At 63.9% G+C, this 20,337-nt stretch carries 18 protein-coding genes and 2 pseudogenes; 14 read left to right on the top strand and 6 right to left on the bottom strand.

All coding sequences use genetic code 11. The features are described 5' to 3' along the window. The 3 genes from lpxB (at window position 1) to BJG93_RS09165 (ending at window position 2,807) form a co-directional block, all read left to right on the top strand. Window positions 1-1,170, top strand: a complete 1,170-nt coding sequence (lpxB, locus tag BJG93_RS09175; protein ID WP_027197987.1) for a lipid-A-disaccharide synthase — start codon at window positions 1-3, stop codon at window positions 1,168-1,170. Beyond that, window positions 1,167-1,916 carry a ribonuclease HII gene (gene rnhB, locus BJG93_RS09170; RefSeq protein ID WP_027197986.1) on the top strand — a complete coding sequence of 250 codons (750 nt, stop codon included), beginning with the start codon at window positions 1,167-1,169 and terminating at the stop codon, window positions 1,914-1,916. Before lpxB ends, rnhB begins: the two co-directional genes overlap by 4 nt. A 102-nt stretch (window positions 1,917-2,018) precedes the next feature. After that, window positions 2,019-2,807 carry a TrmH family RNA methyltransferase gene (locus BJG93_RS09165; RefSeq protein WP_027197985.1) on the top strand — a complete coding sequence of 263 codons (789 nt, stop codon included), beginning with the start codon at window positions 2,019-2,021 and terminating at the stop codon, window positions 2,805-2,807. Window positions 2,808-2,865: 58 nt separating this feature from the next. On the opposite strand, the gene ppsR is transcribed toward BJG93_RS09165, so the two are convergent. Next, entirely contained in the window at window positions 2,866-3,681 is an 816-nt protein-coding gene (ppsR, locus tag BJG93_RS09160) for a posphoenolpyruvate synthetase regulatory kinase/phosphorylase PpsR (RefSeq protein ID WP_027197984.1), read from the bottom strand. A gap of 533 nt (window positions 3,682-4,214) precedes the next feature. Here ppsR and ppsA point away from each other — a divergent pair. The 3 genes from ppsA (at window position 4,215) to BJG93_RS09145 (ending at window position 8,227) form a co-directional block, all read left to right on the top strand. Further along, on the top strand, window positions 4,215-6,617 hold the full coding sequence (ppsA, locus tag BJG93_RS09155) for a phosphoenolpyruvate synthase (RefSeq protein ID WP_027197983.1): 2,403 nt from the start codon (window positions 4,215-4,217) through the stop codon (window positions 6,615-6,617). Window positions 6,618-6,734: 117 nt separating this feature from the next. Further along, window positions 6,735-7,190 (top strand): NfeD family protein, encoded by a 456-nt coding sequence (locus BJG93_RS09150; protein WP_027197982.1) that lies wholly within the window; start codon window positions 6,735-6,737, stop codon window positions 7,188-7,190. Between the two features lie 89 nt (window positions 7,191-7,279). After that, window positions 7,280-8,227, top strand: a complete 948-nt coding sequence (locus BJG93_RS09145; protein ID WP_027197981.1) for an SPFH domain-containing protein — start codon at window positions 7,280-7,282, stop codon at window positions 8,225-8,227. A gap of 112 nt (window positions 8,228-8,339) precedes the next feature. Here BJG93_RS09145 and smpB read toward each other — a convergent pair whose 3' ends face one another. Continuing rightward, window positions 8,340-8,786 (bottom strand): SsrA-binding protein SmpB, encoded by a 447-nt coding sequence (gene smpB / locus BJG93_RS09140; protein ID WP_013089686.1) that lies wholly within the window; start codon window positions 8,784-8,786, stop codon window positions 8,340-8,342. A gap of 111 nt (window positions 8,787-8,897) precedes the next feature. On the opposite strand from smpB, the gene BJG93_RS09135 reads away from it, so the two are divergent. Continuing rightward, window positions 8,898-9,335, top strand: coding sequence for a type II toxin-antitoxin system RatA family toxin (locus tag BJG93_RS09135; protein ID WP_013089685.1), 438 nt, complete (start codon window positions 8,898-8,900; stop codon window positions 9,333-9,335). Continuing rightward, on the top strand, window positions 9,332-9,664 hold the full coding sequence (locus BJG93_RS09130; protein ID WP_027197980.1) for an RnfH family protein: 333 nt from the start codon (window positions 9,332-9,334) through the stop codon (window positions 9,662-9,664). The genes BJG93_RS09135 and BJG93_RS09130 overlap by 4 nt, the downstream gene beginning before the upstream one ends. 56 nt (window positions 9,665-9,720) lie before the next feature. Here BJG93_RS09130 and BJG93_RS09125 read toward each other — a convergent pair whose 3' ends face one another. Further along, entirely contained in the window at window positions 9,721-10,722 is a 1,002-nt protein-coding gene (locus BJG93_RS09125) for a DMT family transporter (protein ID WP_027197979.1), read from the bottom strand. A 317-nt stretch (window positions 10,723-11,039) separates the two neighbouring features. Between BJG93_RS09125 and guaB the strand changes: the two genes are divergently transcribed. From guaB to BJG93_RS09100, 5 genes and pseudogenes are all read left to right on the top strand, one after another. Then, entirely contained in the window at window positions 11,040-12,500 is a 1,461-nt protein-coding gene (guaB, locus tag BJG93_RS09120; protein ID WP_027197978.1) for an IMP dehydrogenase, read from the top strand. A 6-nt stretch (window positions 12,501-12,506) separates the two neighbouring features. After that, window positions 12,507-13,250, top strand: a complete 744-nt coding sequence (locus BJG93_RS09115; protein ID WP_027197977.1) for a hypothetical protein — start codon at window positions 12,507-12,509, stop codon at window positions 13,248-13,250. 210 nt (window positions 13,251-13,460) lie between these two features. After that, window positions 13,461-15,044: a glutamine-hydrolyzing GMP synthase gene (gene guaA / locus BJG93_RS09110; RefSeq protein WP_027197976.1), complete on the top strand. Its 1,584-nt coding sequence runs from the start codon at window positions 13,461-13,463 to the stop codon at window positions 15,042-15,044. A 219-nt stretch (window positions 15,045-15,263) separates the two neighbouring features. Beyond that, window positions 15,264-16,709 (top strand): DEAD/DEAH box helicase, encoded by a 1,446-nt coding sequence (locus BJG93_RS09105; protein ID WP_027197975.1) that lies wholly within the window; start codon window positions 15,264-15,266, stop codon window positions 16,707-16,709. A gap of 14 nt (window positions 16,710-16,723) precedes the next feature. Then, window positions 16,724-16,855 (top strand): annotated as a pseudogene (locus tag BJG93_RS09100) (short-chain dehydrogenase/reductase); the annotation flags it as partial. A gap of 50 nt (window positions 16,856-16,905) precedes the next feature. On the opposite strand, the pseudogene BJG93_RS09095 reads toward BJG93_RS09100, so the two are convergent. Both BJG93_RS09095 and BJG93_RS09090 read right to left on the bottom strand, forming a co-directional pair. Then, a pseudogene (locus BJG93_RS09095) lies at window positions 16,906-17,055 on the bottom strand (NAD-dependent epimerase/dehydratase family protein); the annotation flags it as partial. Between the two features lie 43 nt (window positions 17,056-17,098). After that, window positions 17,099-17,989, bottom strand: a complete 891-nt coding sequence (locus tag BJG93_RS09090; RefSeq protein ID WP_027197974.1) for an SDR family oxidoreductase — start codon at window positions 17,987-17,989, stop codon at window positions 17,099-17,101. Window positions 17,990-18,095: 106 nt separating this feature from the next. Here BJG93_RS09090 and BJG93_RS09085 point away from each other — a divergent pair, with 106 nt between their 5' ends. Beyond that, window positions 18,096-19,046 carry an AraC family transcriptional regulator gene (locus BJG93_RS09085; protein WP_027197973.1) on the top strand — a complete coding sequence of 317 codons (951 nt, stop codon included), beginning with the start codon at window positions 18,096-18,098 and terminating at the stop codon, window positions 19,044-19,046. Window positions 19,047-19,281: 235 nt separating this feature from the next. On the opposite strand, the gene BJG93_RS09080 is transcribed toward BJG93_RS09085, so the two are convergent. Beyond that, entirely contained in the window at window positions 19,282-20,181 is a 900-nt protein-coding gene (locus BJG93_RS09080) for an AraC family transcriptional regulator (protein ID WP_027197972.1), read from the bottom strand. Window positions 20,182-20,337 lie beyond the last annotated feature (156 nt).

Genomic DNA, 20,337 nt, shown 5'->3' with positions numbered 1-20,337 from the left:
ATGACGTTGCAACCCAGTCCGCTGCGCGTCGCGATGGTGGCCGGCGAGCCGTCCGGCGACCTGCTCGCCGCTTCGCTGCTCGACGGCCTCTCCAGCCGGTTGCCGGCCGCCACGCAGTACTACGGCATCGGTGGTCCGCGCATGGTCGCCGCGGGCTTCGACGCCCATTGGCCGATGGATAAGCTGGCGGTGCGCGGCTATGTCGAGGCACTGCGCCACATCCCTGAAATCCTTGGTATCCGTAACGAGCTGAAGCGTCAACTGCTCGCCGAGCCGCCGTCCGTGTTCGTCGGCGTCGACGCGCCCGACTTCAATTTCGGACTCGAGCATGCGTTGCGCGACGCCGGCATTCCGACCGTACACTTCGTCTGCCCGTCCATCTGGGCATGGCGCGGCGGGCGCATCAAGAAGATCGCCAAGGCGGTCGACCACATGCTATGCGTATTCCCGTTCGAAACCGCGTTGCTCGAAAAGGCGGGTGTCGCGGCGTCGTACGTCGGGCATCCGCTGGCCGATCAGATTCCGCTCGAACCCGACACGCTCGGCGCGCGCCGAGCGCTCGGTCTCGCGCAAAGCGGGCCGGTGATCGCGGTGTTGCCGGGCAGCCGGCGCTCCGAAATTGATCTGATCGGCCCGACGTTCTTCGCCGCGATGGAGATGATGCAGCACCAGGAGCCCAGCGTGCACTTCGTGATGCCGGCAGCAACGCCCGCTTTGCGCGCGTTGCTGCAGCCGCTCGTCGATGCGCATCCGGGTCTCGCGCTGACGATCACCGACGGCCAGTCGCAACTCGCGATGACCGCCGCCGACGCGATCCTGGTGAAGAGCGGCACCGTCACGCTCGAAGCCGCGCTGCTGAAAAAGCCGATGGTGATTTCGTACAAGGTGCCCTGGCTGACCGGCCAGATCATGCGCCGCCAGGGCTATCTGCCGTACGTTGGCCTGCCGAACATCCTCGCCGGGCGCTTCGTGGTGCCGGAAATCCTTCAGCACTTCGCGACGCCGCAGGCGCTCGCGGAGGCGACGCTGAAACAGTTGCGCGACGAAACGAACCGGCGCACGCTGAGGGAAATTTTCACGGAGATGCATCACGTGCTGAAGCAGAACACCGCGCAGCGCGCCGCCGAAGTCGTGGCAAGCGTCGTCGAGCAGCGGGCGGGGCGGCCATGACCGTCGTGCGCGCGCCTGGCCGCAAGAGCGCGGCCGCCGTTCGGGTGGTGGCGCAGGCCGGCCTGAGCTTCGAGAGCGCGGACGACATCGTCTGCGGCGTCGACGAAGCAGGGCGCGGGCCGCTGGCCGGTCCGGTCGTCGCGGCGGCGGTGATTTTCAATCCGGCCAAACCGATGATCCGCGGCCTCGACGATTCCAAGGTGCTGAGCGCACTCAAGCGTGAAGCGCTGTACGACAAGATCGTCGAGCGTGCGCTCGCGTACTGCATCGCGTCGGCAACGGTCGAGGAAATCGATTCGCTGAACATCCTGCACGCCACCATGCTGGCGATGAAGCGTGCGGTCGAGGGCCTGTCGGTCGTGCCGACGCTCGTGAAGATCGACGGCAATCGTTGCCCGACGCTCAGTATCCGTAGCGAGGCGGTGATCAGCGGCGACGCGCTGGTGAAGTGCATTTCGGCGGCGTCGATTCTCGCGAAGGTCACGCGCGACCGCATGCTGCTCGAACTGCACCAGACGTATCCGATGTACGGTTTCGACGCGCATGCCGGTTACGGCACGCCGCAGCATCTCGCGGCGCTGCGCGAGCATGGGCCGTGCGAGCATCATCGGCGCTCGTTCGCGCCGGTGCGCGAAGCGCATCTGCGGTTCGGCACAGGCGTGCCGTTACCGGGGGCGGATGCCGTCATCGCGGCCGACGCGCTGCTGCTCGACGGCGATGCGTTTGGCGAAGCCGGCCTCGCGTGAGCGACCACATCGGCGCGGCTCTAGTGCGGTCCGTGTTTGCGTGCCGTTGATTTGCCGTTGATTCGCCGCTGATTCCTTCCCCTTCCACCGCCTTCGCTGCCTGTGAAAGCCATTACCTCGCGGGACAATCCGCTCTACAAGCGCCTGAAGGCACTGGCCGGCTCGACGCATCAACAGCGCCGCAGCGGCCATGCGCTGCTCGAAGGCTTTCATCTCGCGAGCACGTATCTCGACGTCGCCGGTCAGCCGGAGCTATGCGTCGTTACCGACGGCGCGCTGAACCACGACGAAGCGCAAGCGATCGTGTCGCGCATCGACGAGCATCGGCTCGTGACGCTGCCGGATGCGTTGTTCGGGCAGTTGTCGAATGTCGTGCATGGGGTCGGGATGGTGCTGCTCGTCGAGAAGCTCGATGCGCCGCTGCCCGGGCGCGTCGAGCAAAACTGTCTCGTGCTCGACGGCGTACAGGACGCGGGCAACGTGGGTTCGATTCTGCGCAGCGCGGCCGCGGGGGGTATCGAGCACGTGTTCTGCGCGCGGGGCACCGCGTACGCGTGGTCGTCGAAGGTGCTGCGCTCCGGGATGGGCGCGCACTTCCTGTTGCAAATTCATGAGGACGTCGAAGCGGATGCGCTGATCGAGCGCCTCGCGGTGCCGGTGGTGATTACCGATTCGCACGGCGCCGAAGCGATCTATGACTGCGACCTGAACAGGCCGCTCGCGTGGGTGTTCGGCAATGAAGGGGCGGGCGTGTCGCAGGCATGGCGCGAGGCCGTGTCGTTGCGCGTGACGATCCCGCAGCCGGGCGGCATGGAGTCGCTGAACGTGGCGGCCGCGGCGGCGGTCTGCGTGTTCGAGCAGTGCCGGCAGCAACGCGGGCGTAAAAACTAAACGCGGGTCGCCTCGGCTGTGCCCTGATCAGGCAACGCGACGCCTGCTCGGCTGTCCCTCAATACGACGACCGATCCAGCTTGATTTCCTGCAGGATCGTCGTCGCAATCTCCTCGATCGACTTGTGCGTCGACGACAGCCACTTGATCCCCTCGCGCCGCATCATCGCTTCGGCTTCGTTGATCTCGTAGCGGCAGTTTTCCAGCGCGGCATACTTGCTGCCCGGCCGCCGCTCGTTGCGGATTTCCGACAGCCGCTGCGGATCGATCGACAACCCGAACATCTTCTGCCGATGCTCGAGCAGTGGCGTCGGCAGCTTGCCGCGTTCGAAATCTTCGGGAATCAGCGGATAGTTCGCTGCTTTCACACCGTACTGCATCGCCAGATAAAGGCTTGTCGGCGTCTTGCCGCTGCGCGACACGCCGACGAGGATCACGTCGGCGTCGGCGAGATTGCGGTTCGATTGACCGTCGTCGTGCGCGAGCGAGAAATTGATCGCCTCGATCCGGTTCTTGTACTCCTCGGTGTCCGCGTTCTGGTGTCCCCGGCCCATCGCGTGGCTCGACTTCAGTTCCAGTTCCTGCTCGAGCGGCTCGACGAAGGTCTGGAACATGTCGAGCACGAGCGCGTTCGAATCCTTTACGATCTGATTCGACGCGCTATCGACGAGCGTGGTGAATACGATCGGACGACGGCCGTCCTGCACGACCGCTTCATTGATCTTTTCGAGCGTTGCATAGGCCTTCTCGGTCGAGTCGACGAAAGGCACGCGGACCAGGCGGAATTTCTGGTCGAACTGGGAGAGGATCGAATGCGCGAAGGTTTCGGCAGTAATCCCGGTACCGTCTGAGACGATGAATACGGTGGGCGGCATCAGTGGGGCTGTAAACGTGAAAGACAAATGAGCCGGAAAGCGCGAGCGCAAAAACGCGCTCGAATCGAACCGCGCGGCGGCGGTTGGCCGGAGACGGCAGCGTCGGGCCACGTTCTCGCCCGGGCGGCCGGCGTTGCCAAAGCCCACCGGCTCGGTCGGCGCGCGATTCGACGCGCATTTCTCGACCGACTGCCACATTTGAGGAGTCGGCACGGTAGAATAGCGGCAACCTGTTGGATAAGCAATTGCAGGCGATTGGCCGCTAACTTGCCGCGAACGGTCGTTCAACGTCACGTTACCGGAACGCATATGCGTTGAACGCAAGAGATCGAGCGATAAGTCCGCTCAATCGCGTTCTTTCGCGCGGTCAGCGTCCTACCAGGCGGCCGGCGCGCTCATGCATCGTATCTCCGCCGTCTCGGCGATTGCTTATCTAACAGGTTGTGCAAGACACGGGGTCGAGCTTCCAATGGGCTGCCCGTGTTCAAGCCCACTTGCACAGCCGTGAATTTCTTTCACACTTAGGGGCTTGTATGACTAACGCAGTTACCGTCGCAAAGGACAAGGCGTATGTAGTTCCGTTCGAGCAGTTGCGGATGACCGACGTGGAGATCGTCGGCGGCAAGAACGCGTCGCTGGGCGAGATGATCAGCCAGCTCGCCGAAGCCGGCGTGCGCGTGCCGACTGGCTTCGCGACCACCGCGCTCGCGTTCCGTGACTTCCTGCAGCACAACAACCTGACCGAACGCATCGCCAAACGCCTCGAGACGCTCGATGTCGACGACGTCAAGGCGCTCGCCGAAGCGGGCAAGGAGATCCGTCAATGGATCGTCGACGCACCGCTGCAGCCGCAGCTCGAGGCTGACATTCGCGCGGGGTTCGACACGCTGCAAAACAGCTCCCCCGCGGAACTGTCGTTTGCCGTGCGTTCGTCCGCGACCGCGGAAGACCTGCCGGACGCATCGTTTGCCGGTCAGCAGGAAAGCTACCTGAACGTTGTCGGCATCGACGACGTGCTCGATCGCATGAAACACGTGTTCGCGTCGCTGTACAACGACCGGGCGATCTCCTATCGCGTCCACAAGGGCTTCACGCATGCTGAAGTCGCATTGTCGGCGGGCGTGCAGCGCATGGTGCGCTCGGACGTCGGCGCCGCGGGCGTGATGTTTACGCTCGATACCGAATCGGGCTTCAAGGACGCCGTCTTCATCACGTCGAGCTATGGCCTCGGCGAGACCGTCGTGCAGGGCGCGGTGAATCCGGACGAGTTCTACGTCTTCAAGACCACGCTCGCGCAGGGCAAGTACCCGATCATCCGCCGCTCGATCGGCTCGAAGCTGATCAAGATGGAGTTCACGAAGCCGGGCGAGCCGGGCCGCGTGAAGACCGTCGACGTCGCGCACGAGCAGCGCAACCGCTTCTCGATCACCGACGAAGACGTGATCGAGCTCGCGAAGTACGCGGTCATCATCGAGAAGCACTACCAGCGTCCGATGGACATCGAGTGGGGCAAGGACGGCCGCGACGGCAAGATCTTCATCCTGCAGGCGCGTCCGGAGACCGTCAAGAGCCAGGGCGGCGGCAAGGCCGAGCAGCGCTTCAAGCTCAAGGGCCAGTCGAACGTGATCGCCACCGGTCGCGCGATCGGTCAGAAGATCGGCGCGGGCCCGGTGCGCGTGATCCACGATCCGTCGGAGATGGATCGTGTGCAGCCGGGCGACGTGCTCGTCGCGGACATGACCGACCCGAACTGGGAGCCGGTCATGAAGCGTGCGTCGGCGATCGTCACGAACCGTGGCGGCCGCACCTGCCACGCGGCGATTATCGCGCGTGAGTTGGGCGTGCCGGCCGTGGTCGGCTGCGGCGACGCGACCGACGTGCTGAAGGACGGCGCGCTCGTCACGGTGTCGTGCGCGGAAGGCGACGAAGGGAAGATCTACGACGGCCTGCTCGAAACCGAAGTCACCGAAGTGCAGCGCGGCGAACTGCCGCCGATTCCGGTGAAGATCATGATGAACGTCGGCAATCCGCAACTCGCGTTCGACTTCTCGCAGCTGCCGAATGCGGGTGTCGGTCTCGCGCGTCTCGAGTTCATCATCAACAACAACATCGGTGTGCACCCGAAGGCGATCCTCGAGTACCCGAACGTCGATCAGGACCTGAAGAAGGCGGTCGAAAGCGTCGCGCGCGGTCACGCGTCGCCGCGCGCGTTCTACGTCGACAAGCTGACCGAAGGCATCGCGACGATCGCCGCTGCGTTCTATCCGAAGCCCGTCATCGTGCGTATGTCGGACTTCAAGTCGAACGAGTACAAGAAGCTGATCGGCGGTTCGCGCTACGAGCCGGACGAGGAAAACCCGATGCTGGGCTTTCGCGGCGCGTCGCGTTATATCGCGGAAGCCTTCGCCGAGGCGTTCCAGATGGAATGCGTCGCGCTGAAGAAGGTACGTGAAGAGATGGGCCTCGACAATGTCGAAATCATGGTGCCGTTCGTGCGTACGCTGAAGCAGGCGGAGCGCGTGGTCGAGCTGCTCGGCAAGTTCGGCCTGAAGCGCGGCGAGAAGGGCCTGCGTCTGATCATGATGTGCGAAGTGCCGTCGAACGCGATCCTCGCGGAAGAGTTCCTGCAGTACTTCGACGGCTTCTCGATCGGCTCGAACGACCTGACGCAGCTCACGCTTGGCCTTGACCGCGACTCGGGCATGGAGCTGCTCGCCGTCGATTTCGACGAGCGCGATCCAGCGGTCAAGTTCATGCTCAAGCGGGCAATCGAAACCTGCCTGCGCCTGGACAAGTACGTCGGTATCTGCGGCCAGGGGCCGTCGGATCACCCGGACTTCGCGCAATGGCTGACGGACGAAGGCATCAAGTCGATTTCGCTGAACCCCGACACGATCATCGATACGTGGCAACAGTTGGCAAAGTCAAAGCAGTAACTCGCGAGATGCCGCATGCCGCTGTGCAAGCGGCATTCAGCACGCGTTAAATGCACGTGCGCTTCGTGCTATAAACACCCCGGTAGATCCGGGGTGTTTTGCTTTATGGAGGTCGAGGTGGCGCCTGGTGGATTGTTCTGGTGGATCGCGGCGGGTGTGCTTGTCGCTCTGGAGCTGATGAGCGGCACCTTCTATCTGTTGATGATCGCGTTGGGCTGCGTCGCGGCCGCGTTTGCGCGCATTGCCGGCGCTGGGGCTGATCTGCAGTTCGTGGTGGCGGCGCTGGTCGCGCTCGCGGCGGTCGTGCTGCTCAGGCGCTCGCGCTTTGGCCGCCGCAAGCGCGAGCAGGCTTCGCGTAATCCGGACGTCAATCTGGATATCGGGCAGACGGTGAACGTGCCGGCCTGGCAGGAGCGCAAGGCACGTGCGAACTATCGTGGCGCGGCATGGGATGTCGAGCTGGCCGCGGGCGAACCCGAAGACGCGCAGGTCTACGAGATCAGGGAATTACGCGGCAGTTGCCTGGTCGTTGTCGCGAGCCGGCAGCCGAAAGCCCGCGCGAACGCGACCTGACGCTCGAAATACGAGCGTTGGGCGCGCTGTTCGTCGCACGCGCTCATCGATACGCACAAATATTCGAATCAGAATCGGAGGGTAGCAATATGGATTCAACTATCGTCGGGGCAGTGCTGCTGATCGTCGTGATCGTGCTTGCGGCGCAGACCGTCAAGATCGTGCCGCAGCAGCATGCGTGGGTGCTCGAGCGCCTCGGCCGTTATCACGCGACGCTGACACCGGGTCTGAGCTTCGCTTTTCCGTTCGTCGACCGGATCGCATACAAGCACGTGCTGAAGGAAATTCCGCTCGAAGTGCCGAGCCAGGTCTGTATCACGCGCGATAACACACAGCTTCAGGTCGATGGCGTGCTGTATTTTCAGGTCACCGATCCGATGAAGGCGTCGTACGGATCGAGCAACTTCGTGTTCGCGATCACGCAGCTGTCGCAGACCACGCTGCGCTCGGTCATCGGTAAGCTGGAGCTCGACCGGACCTTCGAGGAGCGCGATTTCATCAATCACAGTATCGTGTCGGCGCTCGACGAAGCGGCCGCGAACTGGGGCGTCAAAGTGCTGCGCTATGAGATCAAGGATCTGACGCCGCCAAAGGAGATCCTTCACGCGATGCAGGCACAGATCACCGCCGAGCGCGAGAAGCGCGCGCTGATCGCGGCATCGGAAGGGCGCAAGCAGGAGCAGATCAATATCGCGTCGGGCGGCCGCGAGGCGGCGATCCAGAAGTCCGAGGGCGAGCGTCAGGCGGCGATCAACCAGGCGCAAGGGCAGGCCGCGGCGATTCTGGCCGTGGCCGAGGCGAACGCGCAGGCGATCCAGAAGATCGCGGCGGCGATCCAGCTGAACGGCGGCATGGACGCGGTCAATCTGAAGGTGGCCGAACAGTACGTGAACGCGTTCTCGAACCTCGCAAAGCAGGGCACGACACTGATCGTGCCGGGCGACATGTCGAACATGAGTTCGATGATCGCGTCGGCGCTGACGATCGTGAACAAGGGCAAGGCGGCAGCGGAGCCGCCGCGAAGCGACTTGCGCTGACGAATCGAGCCATGAGCGCGCCATGAATGCGCAATGAACGCGTGACGCAAAAGCAAATGGCCCGCACCTCGATGTGCGGGCCATTTTTGCGTGAGCCGCAAACGAATCGCGCTTAGGTCGGCGAGCGCATCAAACGCGCCTTTTCGCGCTCCCAGTCGCGCTTCTTCTCGGTCTCGCGCTTGTCGTGCATCTTCTTGCCCTTCGCGAGGCCGATCTCGCATTTGACGCGACCGTTCTTGTAGTGAAAATTCAGCGGCACGAGCGTGTAGCCGCGCTGCTCGACCTTGCCGATCAGCTTGCTGATTTCCTCGCTATGCAGCAGCAACTTGCGCGTGCGCACCGGGTCGGGATGGATGTGCGTCGACGCTTCGGGCAGCGGACTGATGTGGGTGCCGATCAGGAACAGCTCGCCGTTGCGGATCACCACGTAGCCTTCCTTGATCTGGCCGCGCCCCGCGCGCAAAGCCTTGACCTCCCATCCTTCGAGCACGAGGCCTGCCTCATAGCGTTCCTCGACCGAGTAGTCGTAGAAGGCTTTTCTGTTGTCGATGATGCTCATGTGATGCTCATGAATGGAAAGTGCTCAACTCGTTTAAAATCACGATTTTAGCAAAGCGGGGCAAGGAAAGCCCGCGGCGCTCGTCCACCGTTGCCACGCGCTGTTCAATTTATGGCAGATGTCCAGAAAACCGTGTTGATTCGCCATTCGGCGGAGCAGATGTTCGACCTCGTCACCGACGTCGACGATTACCCCAACTTCCTGCCGTGGTGCGGGGGCATCGAAATTCGTCACCGGGACGACACCAGCATGGAGGCGAGGATCGATATCAACTTCAAGGGCATCAAGCAGCATTTCGCCACGCGCAACTCGATGGAGCGCCCAACGCGCATCGACATGGAATTCGCCGACGGTCCGTTTCGCAAGTTCACCGGTTTCTGGCGGTTCACGCCGTTGCGCGCCGATGCGTGCAAGATCGAATTCGCGCTGCACTATGAGTTCACCAGCATCCTGCTCGAGAAGATCATCGGGCCGGTGTTCAATCACATCGCCAATACCTTCGTCGAATCTTTCGTGAAGCGCGCCAATCAGCGCTATGGCCAGGCATGAGCGCGCGGTTAACGGTTGAGGTCTGCTATGCGCTCGCTGGTGAGCAGGCGGTGATTGCGGTCGAGTTGCCCGCGGGCGCGACGCTGCAACAGGCAATCGACGCGAGCGGGATTCTGCGACGTTTTCCGTCGATCGATCTGAACACGCAGAAAGTGGGGGTGTTCGGCAAGCTCAAGCCGCTCGATACGGTGCTGGCCGACCATGATCGCGTCGAGATTTACCGGCCGCTGCTGGTGGATCCGAAAGTGTCGCGCCAACGCCGCGTCGAAAAGACCCGCAAGGCGGGGTCGATCGAGGGGCGGCGCTGGCTCAACAAGGACTCGCGGTAGGCGGCGGGGATTGCGGTGGCGGTTCGCCCTGCGCACGCCGCCGGTTTCCGATCGCGTCACATCAGGTCACATCGAGGCGCCGACGTCTGCGCCTTATCCTCCATGCCCTCGACGCGCGCCGCACCGGACGAATCGTCGTCCGAATGCCGGCGCACCGACCACCAGACCCCCGCGACCAGAAGCAGGATCGCGGCGAGTTCGAGCGGGCGCGGCAGGCGCTCGTCGTAAATGAATGCGTAAAGCAGCGCGAATAGCGTCTCGAACACGATCATCTGACCGGACAGCGTCAGCGGCAGCCGTTTTGCCGCGGCATTCCACAGGCCGTTACCGAGCCACGACGCGCCGATCGCGAGCACCAGGTTGAGCAGCCAGAACGTGTGCCAACGCGCGTCGGCTAGCTCGCCTGGCTGGCCGCCCGACGGCAGCATCGCGACCACGAGCCACAGCGCGCCGCCTAGCGCGCCCGTCACGACGCCCCACAGCACCGACCACTCGTTGCCGTTGAAATGCGTCTGACGCTGCAGGTAGCGGGCGTTCTCGACCGCGAACCAGGTCCAGCAGATCAGCGCGCCCACCGCGCAAGCCACGCCGAGCAGGCGCGTCGCGATGCCGACCGGCGTCGCGCCGGCCACCGTCAACACGTCGATATTGATGCAGACGATGCCCGCCATCACCGTCGCGAGCGGCCACGCGAGGCGCGCGAGCGGCACCGCGCCGTGATCGCGCCGGCCGACCAGCGTCACCGTGACCGGCAGCACGCCGACGATCAGCGAGGCCGGCGCGATCCCGATCAGATGCACGGCGGCCGTCAGCAACAGGTAATAGACGATATTGCCGCCGAGCGCGAGCTTCACGAGTGCGATCAGATCCTCGCGGGACAACCGTTTGGCGAGCGAGCCCGCGATCGGTAGCGCCGCGGCGAGCGAGACGACGCCGTACATCGAATAGCGGCCGGCGACGAGCAACAGCGGGGAGAACTCGGGCAGCACCCGCGGCACCAGAAATACCATGCCCCACAAGGCTCCGGCCATGACCCCATATACGACACCTCGCTGCATCGACTGCCCCTGCTGGAAAACTGGAATGATTCGCACAATAGCGGCGTTGCGGGCAGGACGTCTTGTTCGAGCCTGCATTCGGGCCGCGCGAGCGCTGCGCGATTTGCGCGGGTGCAGGGGATTACCCCGCCGGCTCTGCCCAACTTTGCCTGCGAACGCATAAACGAAACTTGATCGAACGCAACGCGAACGGGCAAGCGAAATCGGCGCATCCAGGATCGGTAAAAAATCGTCCGAAATTCGCTAAGCTGCTGTTCGTGCAGTGAAAACCGGGGTGGTATCGCGTATAATTCGCTTTTGCGCCTATAGGATTTGCCATGCGTCTGATCCAAACAGCACTCACGTTCGATGACGTGCTCCTCGTCCCGGCCTTCTCCGATGTTCTGCCGCGCGACACCAGCCTCAAGACCCGGCTGACCCGCAACATCTCCCTGAATATGCCGCTCGTGTCCGCCGCGATGGACACGGTCACCGAAGCGCGTCTGGCAATCGCCATGGCGCAAATGGGCGGCGTCGGCATCATCCACAAGAACCTCACGCCGGCCGAGCAGGCGCGTGAAGTCGCAAAGGTCAAGCGTTTCGAGTCAGGCGTCGTGCGCGATCCGATCACGGTGCCGCCGCACATGAAAGTGCGCGATGTGATCGCGCTGTCGCGCCAGCATGGCATTTCCGGCTTCCCGGTCGTCGAGGGCTCGCAACTCGTCGGCATCGTGACGAATCGCGACCTGCGCTTCGAAGAGCGTCTGGACGAACCGGTGCGCAACATCATGACGCCGCGCGAGCGCCTCGTCACCGTCAAGGAGGGCACGCCGCTCGCCGAAGCGAAGGCGCTGATGCACAGCCACCGCCTCGAGCGCGTGCTGGTCGTCAACGACGCATTCGAACTGCGCGGCCTGATGACCGTCAAGGACATCACCAAGCAGACCGAGCACCCGGACGCGTGCAAGGACGAGCACGGCAAGCTGCGCGCGGGCGCGGCGGTCGGCGTCGGCGCGGACAACGAAGAGCGCGTCGAGCTGCTCGTGCAGGCCGGCGTCGACGTGATCGTGGTCGATACCGCGCATGGCCACAGCAAGGGCGTGCTCGAGCGCGTCAAGTGGGTCAAGCAGAACTTCCCGCACGTCGAGGTGATCGGCGGCAACATCGCGACCGCCGCAGCTGCCAAGGCGCTCGTCGAATACGGTGCGGACGGCGTCAAGGTGGGTATCGGCCCTGGCTCGATCTGCACGACCCGGGTCGTCGCGGGCGTGGGCGTGCCGCAGGTCACCGCGATTTCCAACGTGTCCGAAGCGCTGCAGGGCACTGGCGTGCCGGTCGTCGCCGACGGCGGTGTGCGCTTCTCGGGCGACGTCAGCAAGGCGCTCGCGGCGGGTGCGAGCGCCGTGATGATGGGCAGCATGTTCGCCGGTACCGAAGAGTCGCCGGGCGAAGTGTTCCTCTACCAGGGCCGCCAGTACAAGTCGTACCGTGGCATGGGCTCGGTCGGCGCGATGAAGGACGGCGCGGCGGATCGCTACTTCCAGGACAATTCAGCGAACATCGACAAGCTCGTGCCGGAAGGCATCGAAGGTCGCGTCGCGTACAAGGGTTCGGTCAACGCGATCCTGTTCCAGCTGATCGGCGGCGTTCGCGCGAGCATGGGCTACTGCGGCTGCCGCACCATCGCCGAAATGAACGAGAAGGCCGAGTTTGTGCAGATCACCGGCGCGGGCCTGCGCGAGTCGCACGTGCATGACGTGCAAATCACCAAGGAAGCGCCTAACTACCACGTGGACTAAACGCCCATGAAGCCACTGCTGCGCGTTGCACTGATCCTCGATGCGTTGTTGCTGCTGGCGTTCGGCCTGCTGTTCGTGCTGACGCCATGGACTTCGCTTTACGACGCGTTGCAACTGGTGCCGACGGAGCCGATGCTGGTCGGCCAGGCGTTCGGCGTCGCGCTGATCGGGCTCGCCTGGCTCGCGGCGCATGCGTCGTTCGACGGAGCGATGACTTCGACGGTCGCGAAGGTCGTCGGTCATGTGCACTGGCTGGTCGGCGTGCTGATGCTGGTCTGGCTGCTGGGGCTGCATGCGCCGTCGCTGACCGGCTTCGGGCAGATGGTGGCGGTGCTGGCCGGTGTCGTGCTGGTGGTGATCGGTCTCGGCGGCGTACGACTGTCGGGTGCGGTGCGGCGGCGCGAGAAGGGGATCGTGGTCACGTCCTCGTCGAGCAAGGCCGACAGTCGGGCCGAAAAGCGGGCCGCGAAAGAAGCCGAAAAGGATGCCGCACGGCAGCGTGAGCTCGAACGCGACAACGCGCGCGAGCCACGTGTCACAGCGGGCTTTCCGGTGTATCACGCCGAGCCGGTGCCAGAGCCCGTCATGCCGGCCACGCGGCCGGTCGATCCGGCTGCCGCGTCTTCCGTTGCCGGCACCGCGCCGCTTCATCCGGCCGCGAGCGAGCCGGGCCTGAGCGAGTCCGAACGCGCCACGCGCGACCCCAGTAACGACGTGCCCGGCGCACCCCGCCCGCCGTTTCATGGCTGACGCGGCGCGCGCCAGGCCGTTTGTCAAAGCTGCCGGGTTTGGTTCGCGCGCATCGCCGGCGGCAAGCTCCGCAGTTGGCCGCGCCCCTGTGCTTCATCCTGAGGTTTGGTGTCCGCGCCGCGGCTATCGCCGCGTGGACCGCTTTGAATTCGACGCTGCGCCTCGTGCGCGGCATTCCGTATCCGCTCTCTTCTGATTCCGTCCGCAGCCATGCATGACAAGATCCTGATTCTCGACTTCGGTTCGCAAGTCACCCAACTGATTGCCCGTCGCGTTCGCGAAGCCAACGTGTATTCGGAAATTCATCCGTATGACGTCGACGCGTCGTTCATCCGCGACTTTGCGCCAAAGGGCGTGATTCTGTCGGGCGGCCCGAGTTCGGTCACCGAGGAAGACACGCCGCGCGTGCCGCAAGCCGTGTTCGAACTCGGCGTGCCGGTGCTCGGCATCTGCTACGGCATGCAGGCGATGGCGCAGCAGCTCGGCGGCAAGGTCGACATCGGTCATCTGCGCGAATTCGGCTACGCCGAAGTGCGCGCGCGCAACCATACGAGCCTGCTCGAAGGCATCAGCGACTTCACCACGTCCGAAGGCCACGGCATGCTGAAGGTGTGGATGAGCCACGGAGACAAGGTGCTGGAAATGCCGCCGGGTTTCGCGCTGATGGCATCGACCGAATCGTGCCCGATCGCCGCCATGGCCGACGAACAGCGCCGCTTCTACGGCCTGCAATGGCATCCGGAAGTCACGCACACGGTGCAGGGCCGCGCGATGCTCGAGCGCTTCGTGCTGCAGATCTGCGGCGCGAAGGCCGATTGGGAAATGGGCCACTACATCGACGAAGCGGTCGCGAAGATTCGCGAGCAGGTCGGTAACGAGCACGTCATTCTGGGCCTGTCGGGCGGCGTGGATTCATCGGTGGCGGCGGCGCTGCTGCATCGCGCGATCGGCGATCAGCTGACCTGCGTGTTCGTCGATCACGGCTTGCTGCGCCTGAACGAAGCCGAGCAGGTGATGACGCTGTTCGCCGATCACCTGGGCGTGAAGGTGATTCACGTCGACGCGAGTGACGCCTTCCTCGGCAAGCTCGCTGGCGTGACCGATCCGGAAGCGAAGCGCAAGATCATCGGCGCGGAGTTCGTCGAGGTGTTTCAGGCGGAAGCCGGCAAGCTGACCGACGCGAAGTGGCTTGCGCAAGGCACGATCTATCCGGACGTGATCGAATCGGCGGGCAAGGGCAAGAAGGCCGCGCAAACCATCAAGAGCCATCACAACGTGGGTGGTCTGCCGGAGACGCTGAACCTGAAGCTGCTCGAGCCGCTGCGCGAGCTGTTCAAGGACGAAGTGCGCGAGCTTGGCGTGAAGCTCGGTCTGCCGCACTCGATGGTGTATCGCCATCCGTTCCCGGGTCCGGGTCTGGGCGTGCGGATCCTCGGCGAAGTGAAGCGCGATTTCGCCGACCTGCTGCGCCGCGCGGACGCGATTTTTATCGAGACGCTGCGCGACACGATCGACAACGAAACCGGCAAGTCGTGGTACGACCTGACGAGCCAGGCGTTCGCGGTGTTCCTGCCGGTGAAGAGCGTCGGCGTGATGGGCGACGGGCGCACCTACGAGTACGTCGTCGCGCTGCGCGCGGTGCAGACGCTCGACTTCATGACCGCGCATTGGGCGCATCTGCCGCATGAACTCCTCGGGCATGTGTCGAACCGGATCATCAACGAAGTGCGCGGGATCAACCGGGTCGTCTATGACATCTCGGGGAAACCGCCTGCGACGATCGAGTGGGAATGAGGGAGTATCGCTGACGGTATACGCGGGCAGCCTATGTCGAGCTGCTTAATACCGTCGGCGGCGTTCACGGCACCTCTAATCGGTGTGGTAGAGGCTTGATTCCTTTCGGATGGCTGCGCAGACCCGGATTGTAGTGGTGCTCCGCAGCCCGGTGGGATGTCGGGGGTTGAAGCCATAACGTTTAAAGAAAGAATTGCGGTTTTAGCCCGGAATACATCCATGTCTTTTGCCTCGCTTGGCCTGATCGATCCGTTGCTGCGTAATCTGCAGGACCTCAATTACCAGATACCTACACCGGTGCAGGCCAAAGCGATTCCTGCAGTGCTCAGTGGCAAGGACGTCATGGCTGGGGCACAGACCGGCACCGGCAAAACGGCGGGTTTTGCGCTGCCGTTGTTGCAACGGCTAGTGCAACACGGCCCGGCGGTGTCCAGCAACCGCGCGCGTATTCTGGTGTTGGTGCCCACGCGTGAGCTGGCTGAGCAAGTGCTGCAAAGCTTTATCGATTACGGCAGAGGCCTCGACTTACGATTTCTGGCCGCCTACGGCGGTGTGGCTATCAACCCGCAGATGATGAAGTTGCGCAAAGGCGTCGATGTGCTCGTTGCCACGCCGGGCCGTTTGCTAGATCTGAATCGCCAGAACGCAGTGCAGTTTGATCAAGTACAAACGCTGGTACTGGATGAAGCCGATCGCATGCTGGATCTGGGCTTTGAACGCGAACTCAACGCTGTCTTTGCCGCCTTGCCCGCTCAGCGGCAGACCCTGTTGTTCTCTGCCACCTTTACCGACGATATCCGCGCCATGGCGGCGAGCATTCTGCGCGGCCCAGTCAATATTAGCGTCAGCCCGCCGAATGCCACGGCCAGCAAGATCAAGCAGTGGGTGGTGCCGGTAGATAAAAGGAACAAGCCCGAGCTCTTCATGCACCTTGTGGCTGAGAATAACTGGGAGCACGCGCTGGTGTTCGTCAAAACCCGCAACGGCGTGGATTACCTGGCGGCCATGCTGGATGAAGCGGGCTATGCGGTCGACACCATCCACGGCGACAAACCGCAACCCGCGCGCCTGCGTGCGCTGGAGCGCTTCAAGACGGGCGAAGTACGTATGCTGGTAGCCACCGATGTAGCTGCGCGCGGGCTGGATATCGACGACCTGCCGCTGGTGATCAACGTTGATCTGCCGATCGTGCCGCAAGACTATGTGCACCGTATTGGCCGGACCGGTCGCGCGGGCGCCAGCGGCGTGGCGGTGTCCCTCGTGTGTGCCGATGAAGCGCCGCAACTGGCCGCGATTGAAGCGCTGATCCGGCAAACGCTGCCCCGTGAAGAAGAGCCGGGTTTCGAAGCCGAACACCGCGTGCCGCAAACTAGCGCGACGGGCCAGCTCATCAAGAAACCCAAGAAGCCTAAGAAGCCCAAAGTGCCGCAACTTGCGCCGGGCGCCATGCAGGGGCCCAGCAAAAAACCGCGCCCGCAAAGCGGTGAAAACAAACGCAAGCCTGCGGCGCAGCGCGCTGGGGCCGTGGGTAAAGGCACAAGCTTGTCAAGCGGTAATCCGTTCAGCGTGCACAAGCCGCACAGCAAACCCGCCAGCAAGCCAGTTGCGGGTTCGCGCAAGCCGGCTGGCAAACCCGCTGGTGGCCGCGACAAACGTCGACCCTGATCCGTCCGTTCGGAGATACGTCTTCCCCGATCACCCGTGCGCAGAACGTCGCCGAAGCTGGGTGGCGCGCGGCGACCGATCCGTCATCCCCAATGCGTATCCCGGCCGGCGCCGACGCCGAAGCATGGGCGGCCGATGTCGGCTGACCGATCGGCATCATCTCGAACAGAACTCCTCGAATAGAACCCGTTCGGTGTCCTCGCTGTTTTCCAGGCGATGCTGCTTCAAGGCTAGCGGCCGCGTCCGCCGAGCGGAAAAGCCCGGTGACCTCGTGCCCGGATTCGATGAGTTCGCGGACGACGGCCGATCCAATGAACCCTGTGGCGCCTGTGACGAAAACTCGCATGCCGTCTTCATTCCGGTCTCGATTGGTGAGTTCGCCCGACAGCTCAGGAGCCGAAATAGTCCGGGCGCGCGAGATCCTCGAGCAGCCCGGACTGCTTCGGCGTCCAATCCAGGATCGCGCGCGTGCGCTCGCTGCAGGTCGGCGCATCGAGGCCTGCGAACGGCGCGAACCACCCGAAATGCCCACCCGCTTGCTCGGTGGATATCGAAACCAGCGGCAGATCGAAGCGACGTGAGATCGCTTCGGCGATGTCCTTCAGCGCCACACCCTGTTCGGCGACGGCATGAAACGGTCCTTCGGCGGCGTGATCCAGTGCGAGGCGGAAGACCCTCGCGGCGTCGAGCCGATGCACCGCCGGCCAGCGGTTCCGGCCATCGCCGATATGGGCCGACACGCCCTTGTCCCGGGCGATGCCGGCGAGACGCGGCACGAACCCATGATCGCCGACGCCGTGCACCGTGGGAGCAAGGCGCACGGTGGTCGCGCGAACTCCGCGATTGCGCAGCGCTTCGACGACCGCTTCAGAGGCACGCGGGAAGCTCTCCGTCACGGGCGGCGCCGCATCGGCTTCGGTGGCGAGACGTCCGGGCGCGAGCAGAGCGACGCCGGATGTAACGATAAGGGGTCGCTCGGATCCTTCGAGTTCCGCGCCCAACACCTCGATGGCGCGCTTGTCGGCCGCGCAGTTCTCGGCGAAGTGCGACCAGTCATGATTGAAGGCGGCGTGGATCACCGCATCGGCATGCGCCGCGGCGCTCCGCAGCACCTCGACATCCTCGATCGAGCCGCGCACCACCTGCGCCCCCTTGGCGGCAAGCTTTTCCGCACTGGCAGCGGACCGGGCAAGTCCCGCAACCTGGTGACCCTCTGCGATGAGATCCTCCACCACGGCGGAGCCGACCCACCCCGTCGCACCGGTTATGAATATGCGCATGACGTTTCTCCTTGTTCGACATTGCCTCCAACTCTAGACGGTTGATCCGGAACGATCCATGCCATAGAGTTCGGATATGGTTTTCAATCGTTCAGGATTGGCGCAGATGGATCCGCTCTCCGACGTGCTCGCTCTTTTGAAGCTGCGCAGCTACGTGTCGGGGGGCTTCGATGCGGGCGGCGATTGGGCGATCAGCTTCGGGCCGCATGAAGGCATCAAGTTCCATGCTGTCGTGACCGGATCCTGCTGGCTGTCGGTCGAGGGCGAAGCGCCGATACAAGTCAATGCCGGCGAATGTTTCCTACTGCCGCGCGGCCGACCATTTCGCATTGCCAGTGACCTGTCGCTGGAGCCGGTCCATGTGAGCCGGGTTTTGCCGCCACAGCCTAATGGCCGGATCCTGACCTATAACGGTGGTGGCGATTATTTGAGCATCGGCGGTTATTTCACGCTCTCGGAAGGACAGGCCGGGATGCTGCTCAATGTGCTCCCGCCGCTTCTCCACATTCGCGAGCAGCCGAACAGCGCGACCTTGCGCTGGTGCGTCGAGCGTATGCGGCAAGAACTTTTGGAGGGCCAGCCGGGCGATTTCATCGTCGCGCAGCAATTGGCGACGATCGTGCTGGTGCAGGCACTGCGGCTTTATCTTTCTGACCGGACGAGCGAGGACGCCGGTTGGCTCTTCGCGCTCGCGGACAAGCGGCTAGGCGCGGCAATTGCAGCCATGCACGGAGCACCGGGAGAGCGGTGGACTCTCCAGACGCTCGCCAGCCTGGCGGCGATGTCTCGCACTGCCTTTGCGGTGACATTCAAACAGACGGTCGGCGTTTCGCCGATCGAGTATCTGACGCGCTGGCGCATGTTACAGGCGGCGGACCGCCTGACCTCCTCGAGACAGTCACTTGCCGAGATCGGATCGGCCCTCGGCTACGAGTCCGAAAAGTCCTTCAGTACGGCTTTCAAGCGGGTGATGAACTGTTCGCCGCGCGAATATGGCCGCAGGCAACGCGAGAAACGGATTTCGGCGCTTCGCACCGCCTCCGGTGCTGGGCCGTGATCCCCTTCGCTCCGTTCCGGTGAAGCGACCGATAGATTTGCCGCGTCCCGCGCTGTCCGGCCGCGGGACGAGCCGCGCACCCCGCAGGGAGCCGGCGTCCCGGCGAAGACCAGCCACATCCAAAGGGCCTTGGAACCACATCGAGCAACGCGATCGGCCCCGTTTCCGATGACGCCCCTAGCGGCTGCCCGGCAGGAAGAAGAGGTAGCTGAGGCTCTGTGTCGCCAGACTGAACTCAAGCGACCACTGCCAAGCCCGGCGAAGCGCGCAAGCGGGCTATGTCGCGCGCCGGCGGTTCTCCGAAGTGGCGGCGATATTCGCGACTGAACTGCGACGGGCTCTCGTAACCCACGCGGAGGGCGGCGGTCGTGACGTCGATGTCCTGGACCAGCATCAGGCTGCGCGCGTCCTGCAGTCTGAGCTGCTTCTGGAATTGCAGCGGCGTCATCGCCGTCACAGCGCGAAAATGCTCGTGCAGGCTCGACGGACTCATGCCTACTTCCGCGGCAAGCCGCTCGATGCTGAACCGTTCCCGAAAATTCTTCCCGATCCAGGCGATGGCGCGGCCGACTCGGGCCACCCGACCCTGGCTGAAGGTGATGTGGCGCATCCTGGCGCCGTCCGGGCCGGCGAGCAGGCGATAGAGAATTTCCTGCTCCGCAAGCGGCGCGAGCACGGGCAGCGCTGCCGGATCGTCGAGCAGGCGCAGCAGGCGTAGCGCCGCGTCGAGTAGAGCGGCGCCGGCATCGGACACTGTCTTGGCCACAGGCGGGGATGGCGCTCCCGGCGGTGGCGGCACGCGCAACGCCAACTCTCCCAGCATGACCGGATCGAAATCGAGGTACAGGCAGAGATAGGGTTTATTAGGCGTCGCCTCGACCACATGGCCTATCACCGGCAGGTCGTAGGTCACGACTCCATAGCGCCCCGGTGCGTATCTGAACGCGCGGTCGCCCAGTGTGACCTCCTTGTGCCCCTGCGCGACGAGGCACAGTTGCGGCCGGAAAACGTTCGGCATCGGCATCGTCACCGTGGAGGATCGAACCAGCGTCACGCGTTCGATCGGTGTGGCCTGGAAGCCATCCTTCGAGACGTGCCGGGCAATCACGGAAGCGATTTCGGTCAATGTTTTCATGAATCTGACTATCGCACGCGCGCGGGAGGGCGGCAATGTGAACCGTGCTGCCGGAGGATTGGGCAGTAATTCCGGCGCATCAGGCTCACGGTTCGACGTCGCCGCGCATCACAGTGTGGGCGGCGCTTGGGTCACAGCAAACCAGGCCGCAGAACA

It is taken from the genome of Paraburkholderia sprentiae WSM5005, from assembly GCF_001865575.2.
In the GTDB taxonomy this organism is placed as follows: domain Bacteria; phylum Pseudomonadota; class Gammaproteobacteria; order Burkholderiales; family Burkholderiaceae; genus Paraburkholderia; species Paraburkholderia sprentiae.
The sequence above is the reverse complement of the archived record's forward strand: the minus strand, read 5'-3'. Positions and strand labels throughout refer to the sequence as shown.

What these genes read in the sequence shown, in the direction of transcription:
- lpxB (WP_027197987.1), top strand. Translation starts at nt 1, where the DNA reads ATGACGTTGCAACCCAGTCCGCTGCGCGTCGCGATGGTGGCCGGCGAG.
- rnhB (WP_027197986.1), top strand. Translation starts at nt 1,167, where the DNA reads ATGACCGTCGTGCGCGCGCCTGGCCGCAAGAGCGCGGCCGCCGTTCGG.
- ppsR (WP_027197984.1), bottom strand. Translation starts at nt 3,681, where the DNA reads ATGCCGCCCACCGTATTCATCGTCTCAGACGGTACCGGGATTACTGCC.
- ppsA (WP_027197983.1), top strand. Translation starts at nt 4,215, where the DNA reads ATGACTAACGCAGTTACCGTCGCAAAGGACAAGGCGTATGTAGTTCCG.
- BJG93_RS09145 (WP_027197981.1), top strand. Translation starts at nt 7,280, where the DNA reads ATGGATTCAACTATCGTCGGGGCAGTGCTGCTGATCGTCGTGATCGTG.
- smpB (WP_013089686.1), bottom strand. Translation starts at nt 8,786, where the DNA reads ATGAGCATCATCGACAACAGAAAAGCCTTCTACGACTACTCGGTCGAG.
- BJG93_RS09135 (WP_013089685.1), top strand. Translation starts at nt 8,898, where the DNA reads ATGGCAGATGTCCAGAAAACCGTGTTGATTCGCCATTCGGCGGAGCAG.
- BJG93_RS09130 (WP_027197980.1), top strand. Translation starts at nt 9,332, where the DNA reads ATGAGCGCGCGGTTAACGGTTGAGGTCTGCTATGCGCTCGCTGGTGAG.
- BJG93_RS09125 (WP_027197979.1), bottom strand. Translation starts at nt 10,722, where the DNA reads ATGCAGCGAGGTGTCGTATATGGGGTCATGGCCGGAGCCTTGTGGGGC.
- guaB (WP_027197978.1), top strand. Translation starts at nt 11,040, where the DNA reads ATGCGTCTGATCCAAACAGCACTCACGTTCGATGACGTGCTCCTCGTC.
- BJG93_RS09115 (WP_027197977.1), top strand. Translation starts at nt 12,507, where the DNA reads ATGAAGCCACTGCTGCGCGTTGCACTGATCCTCGATGCGTTGTTGCTG.
- guaA (WP_027197976.1), top strand. Translation starts at nt 13,461, where the DNA reads ATGCATGACAAGATCCTGATTCTCGACTTCGGTTCGCAAGTCACCCAA.
- BJG93_RS09105 (WP_027197975.1), top strand. Translation starts at nt 15,264, where the DNA reads ATGTCTTTTGCCTCGCTTGGCCTGATCGATCCGTTGCTGCGTAATCTG.
- BJG93_RS09090 (WP_027197974.1), bottom strand. Translation starts at nt 17,989, where the DNA reads ATGCGCATATTCATAACCGGTGCGACGGGGTGGGTCGGCTCCGCCGTG.
- BJG93_RS09085 (WP_027197973.1), top strand. Translation starts at nt 18,096, where the DNA reads ATGGATCCGCTCTCCGACGTGCTCGCTCTTTTGAAGCTGCGCAGCTAC.
- BJG93_RS09080 (WP_027197972.1), bottom strand. Translation starts at nt 20,181, where the DNA reads ATGAAAACATTGACCGAAATCGCTTCCGTGATTGCCCGGCACGTCTCG.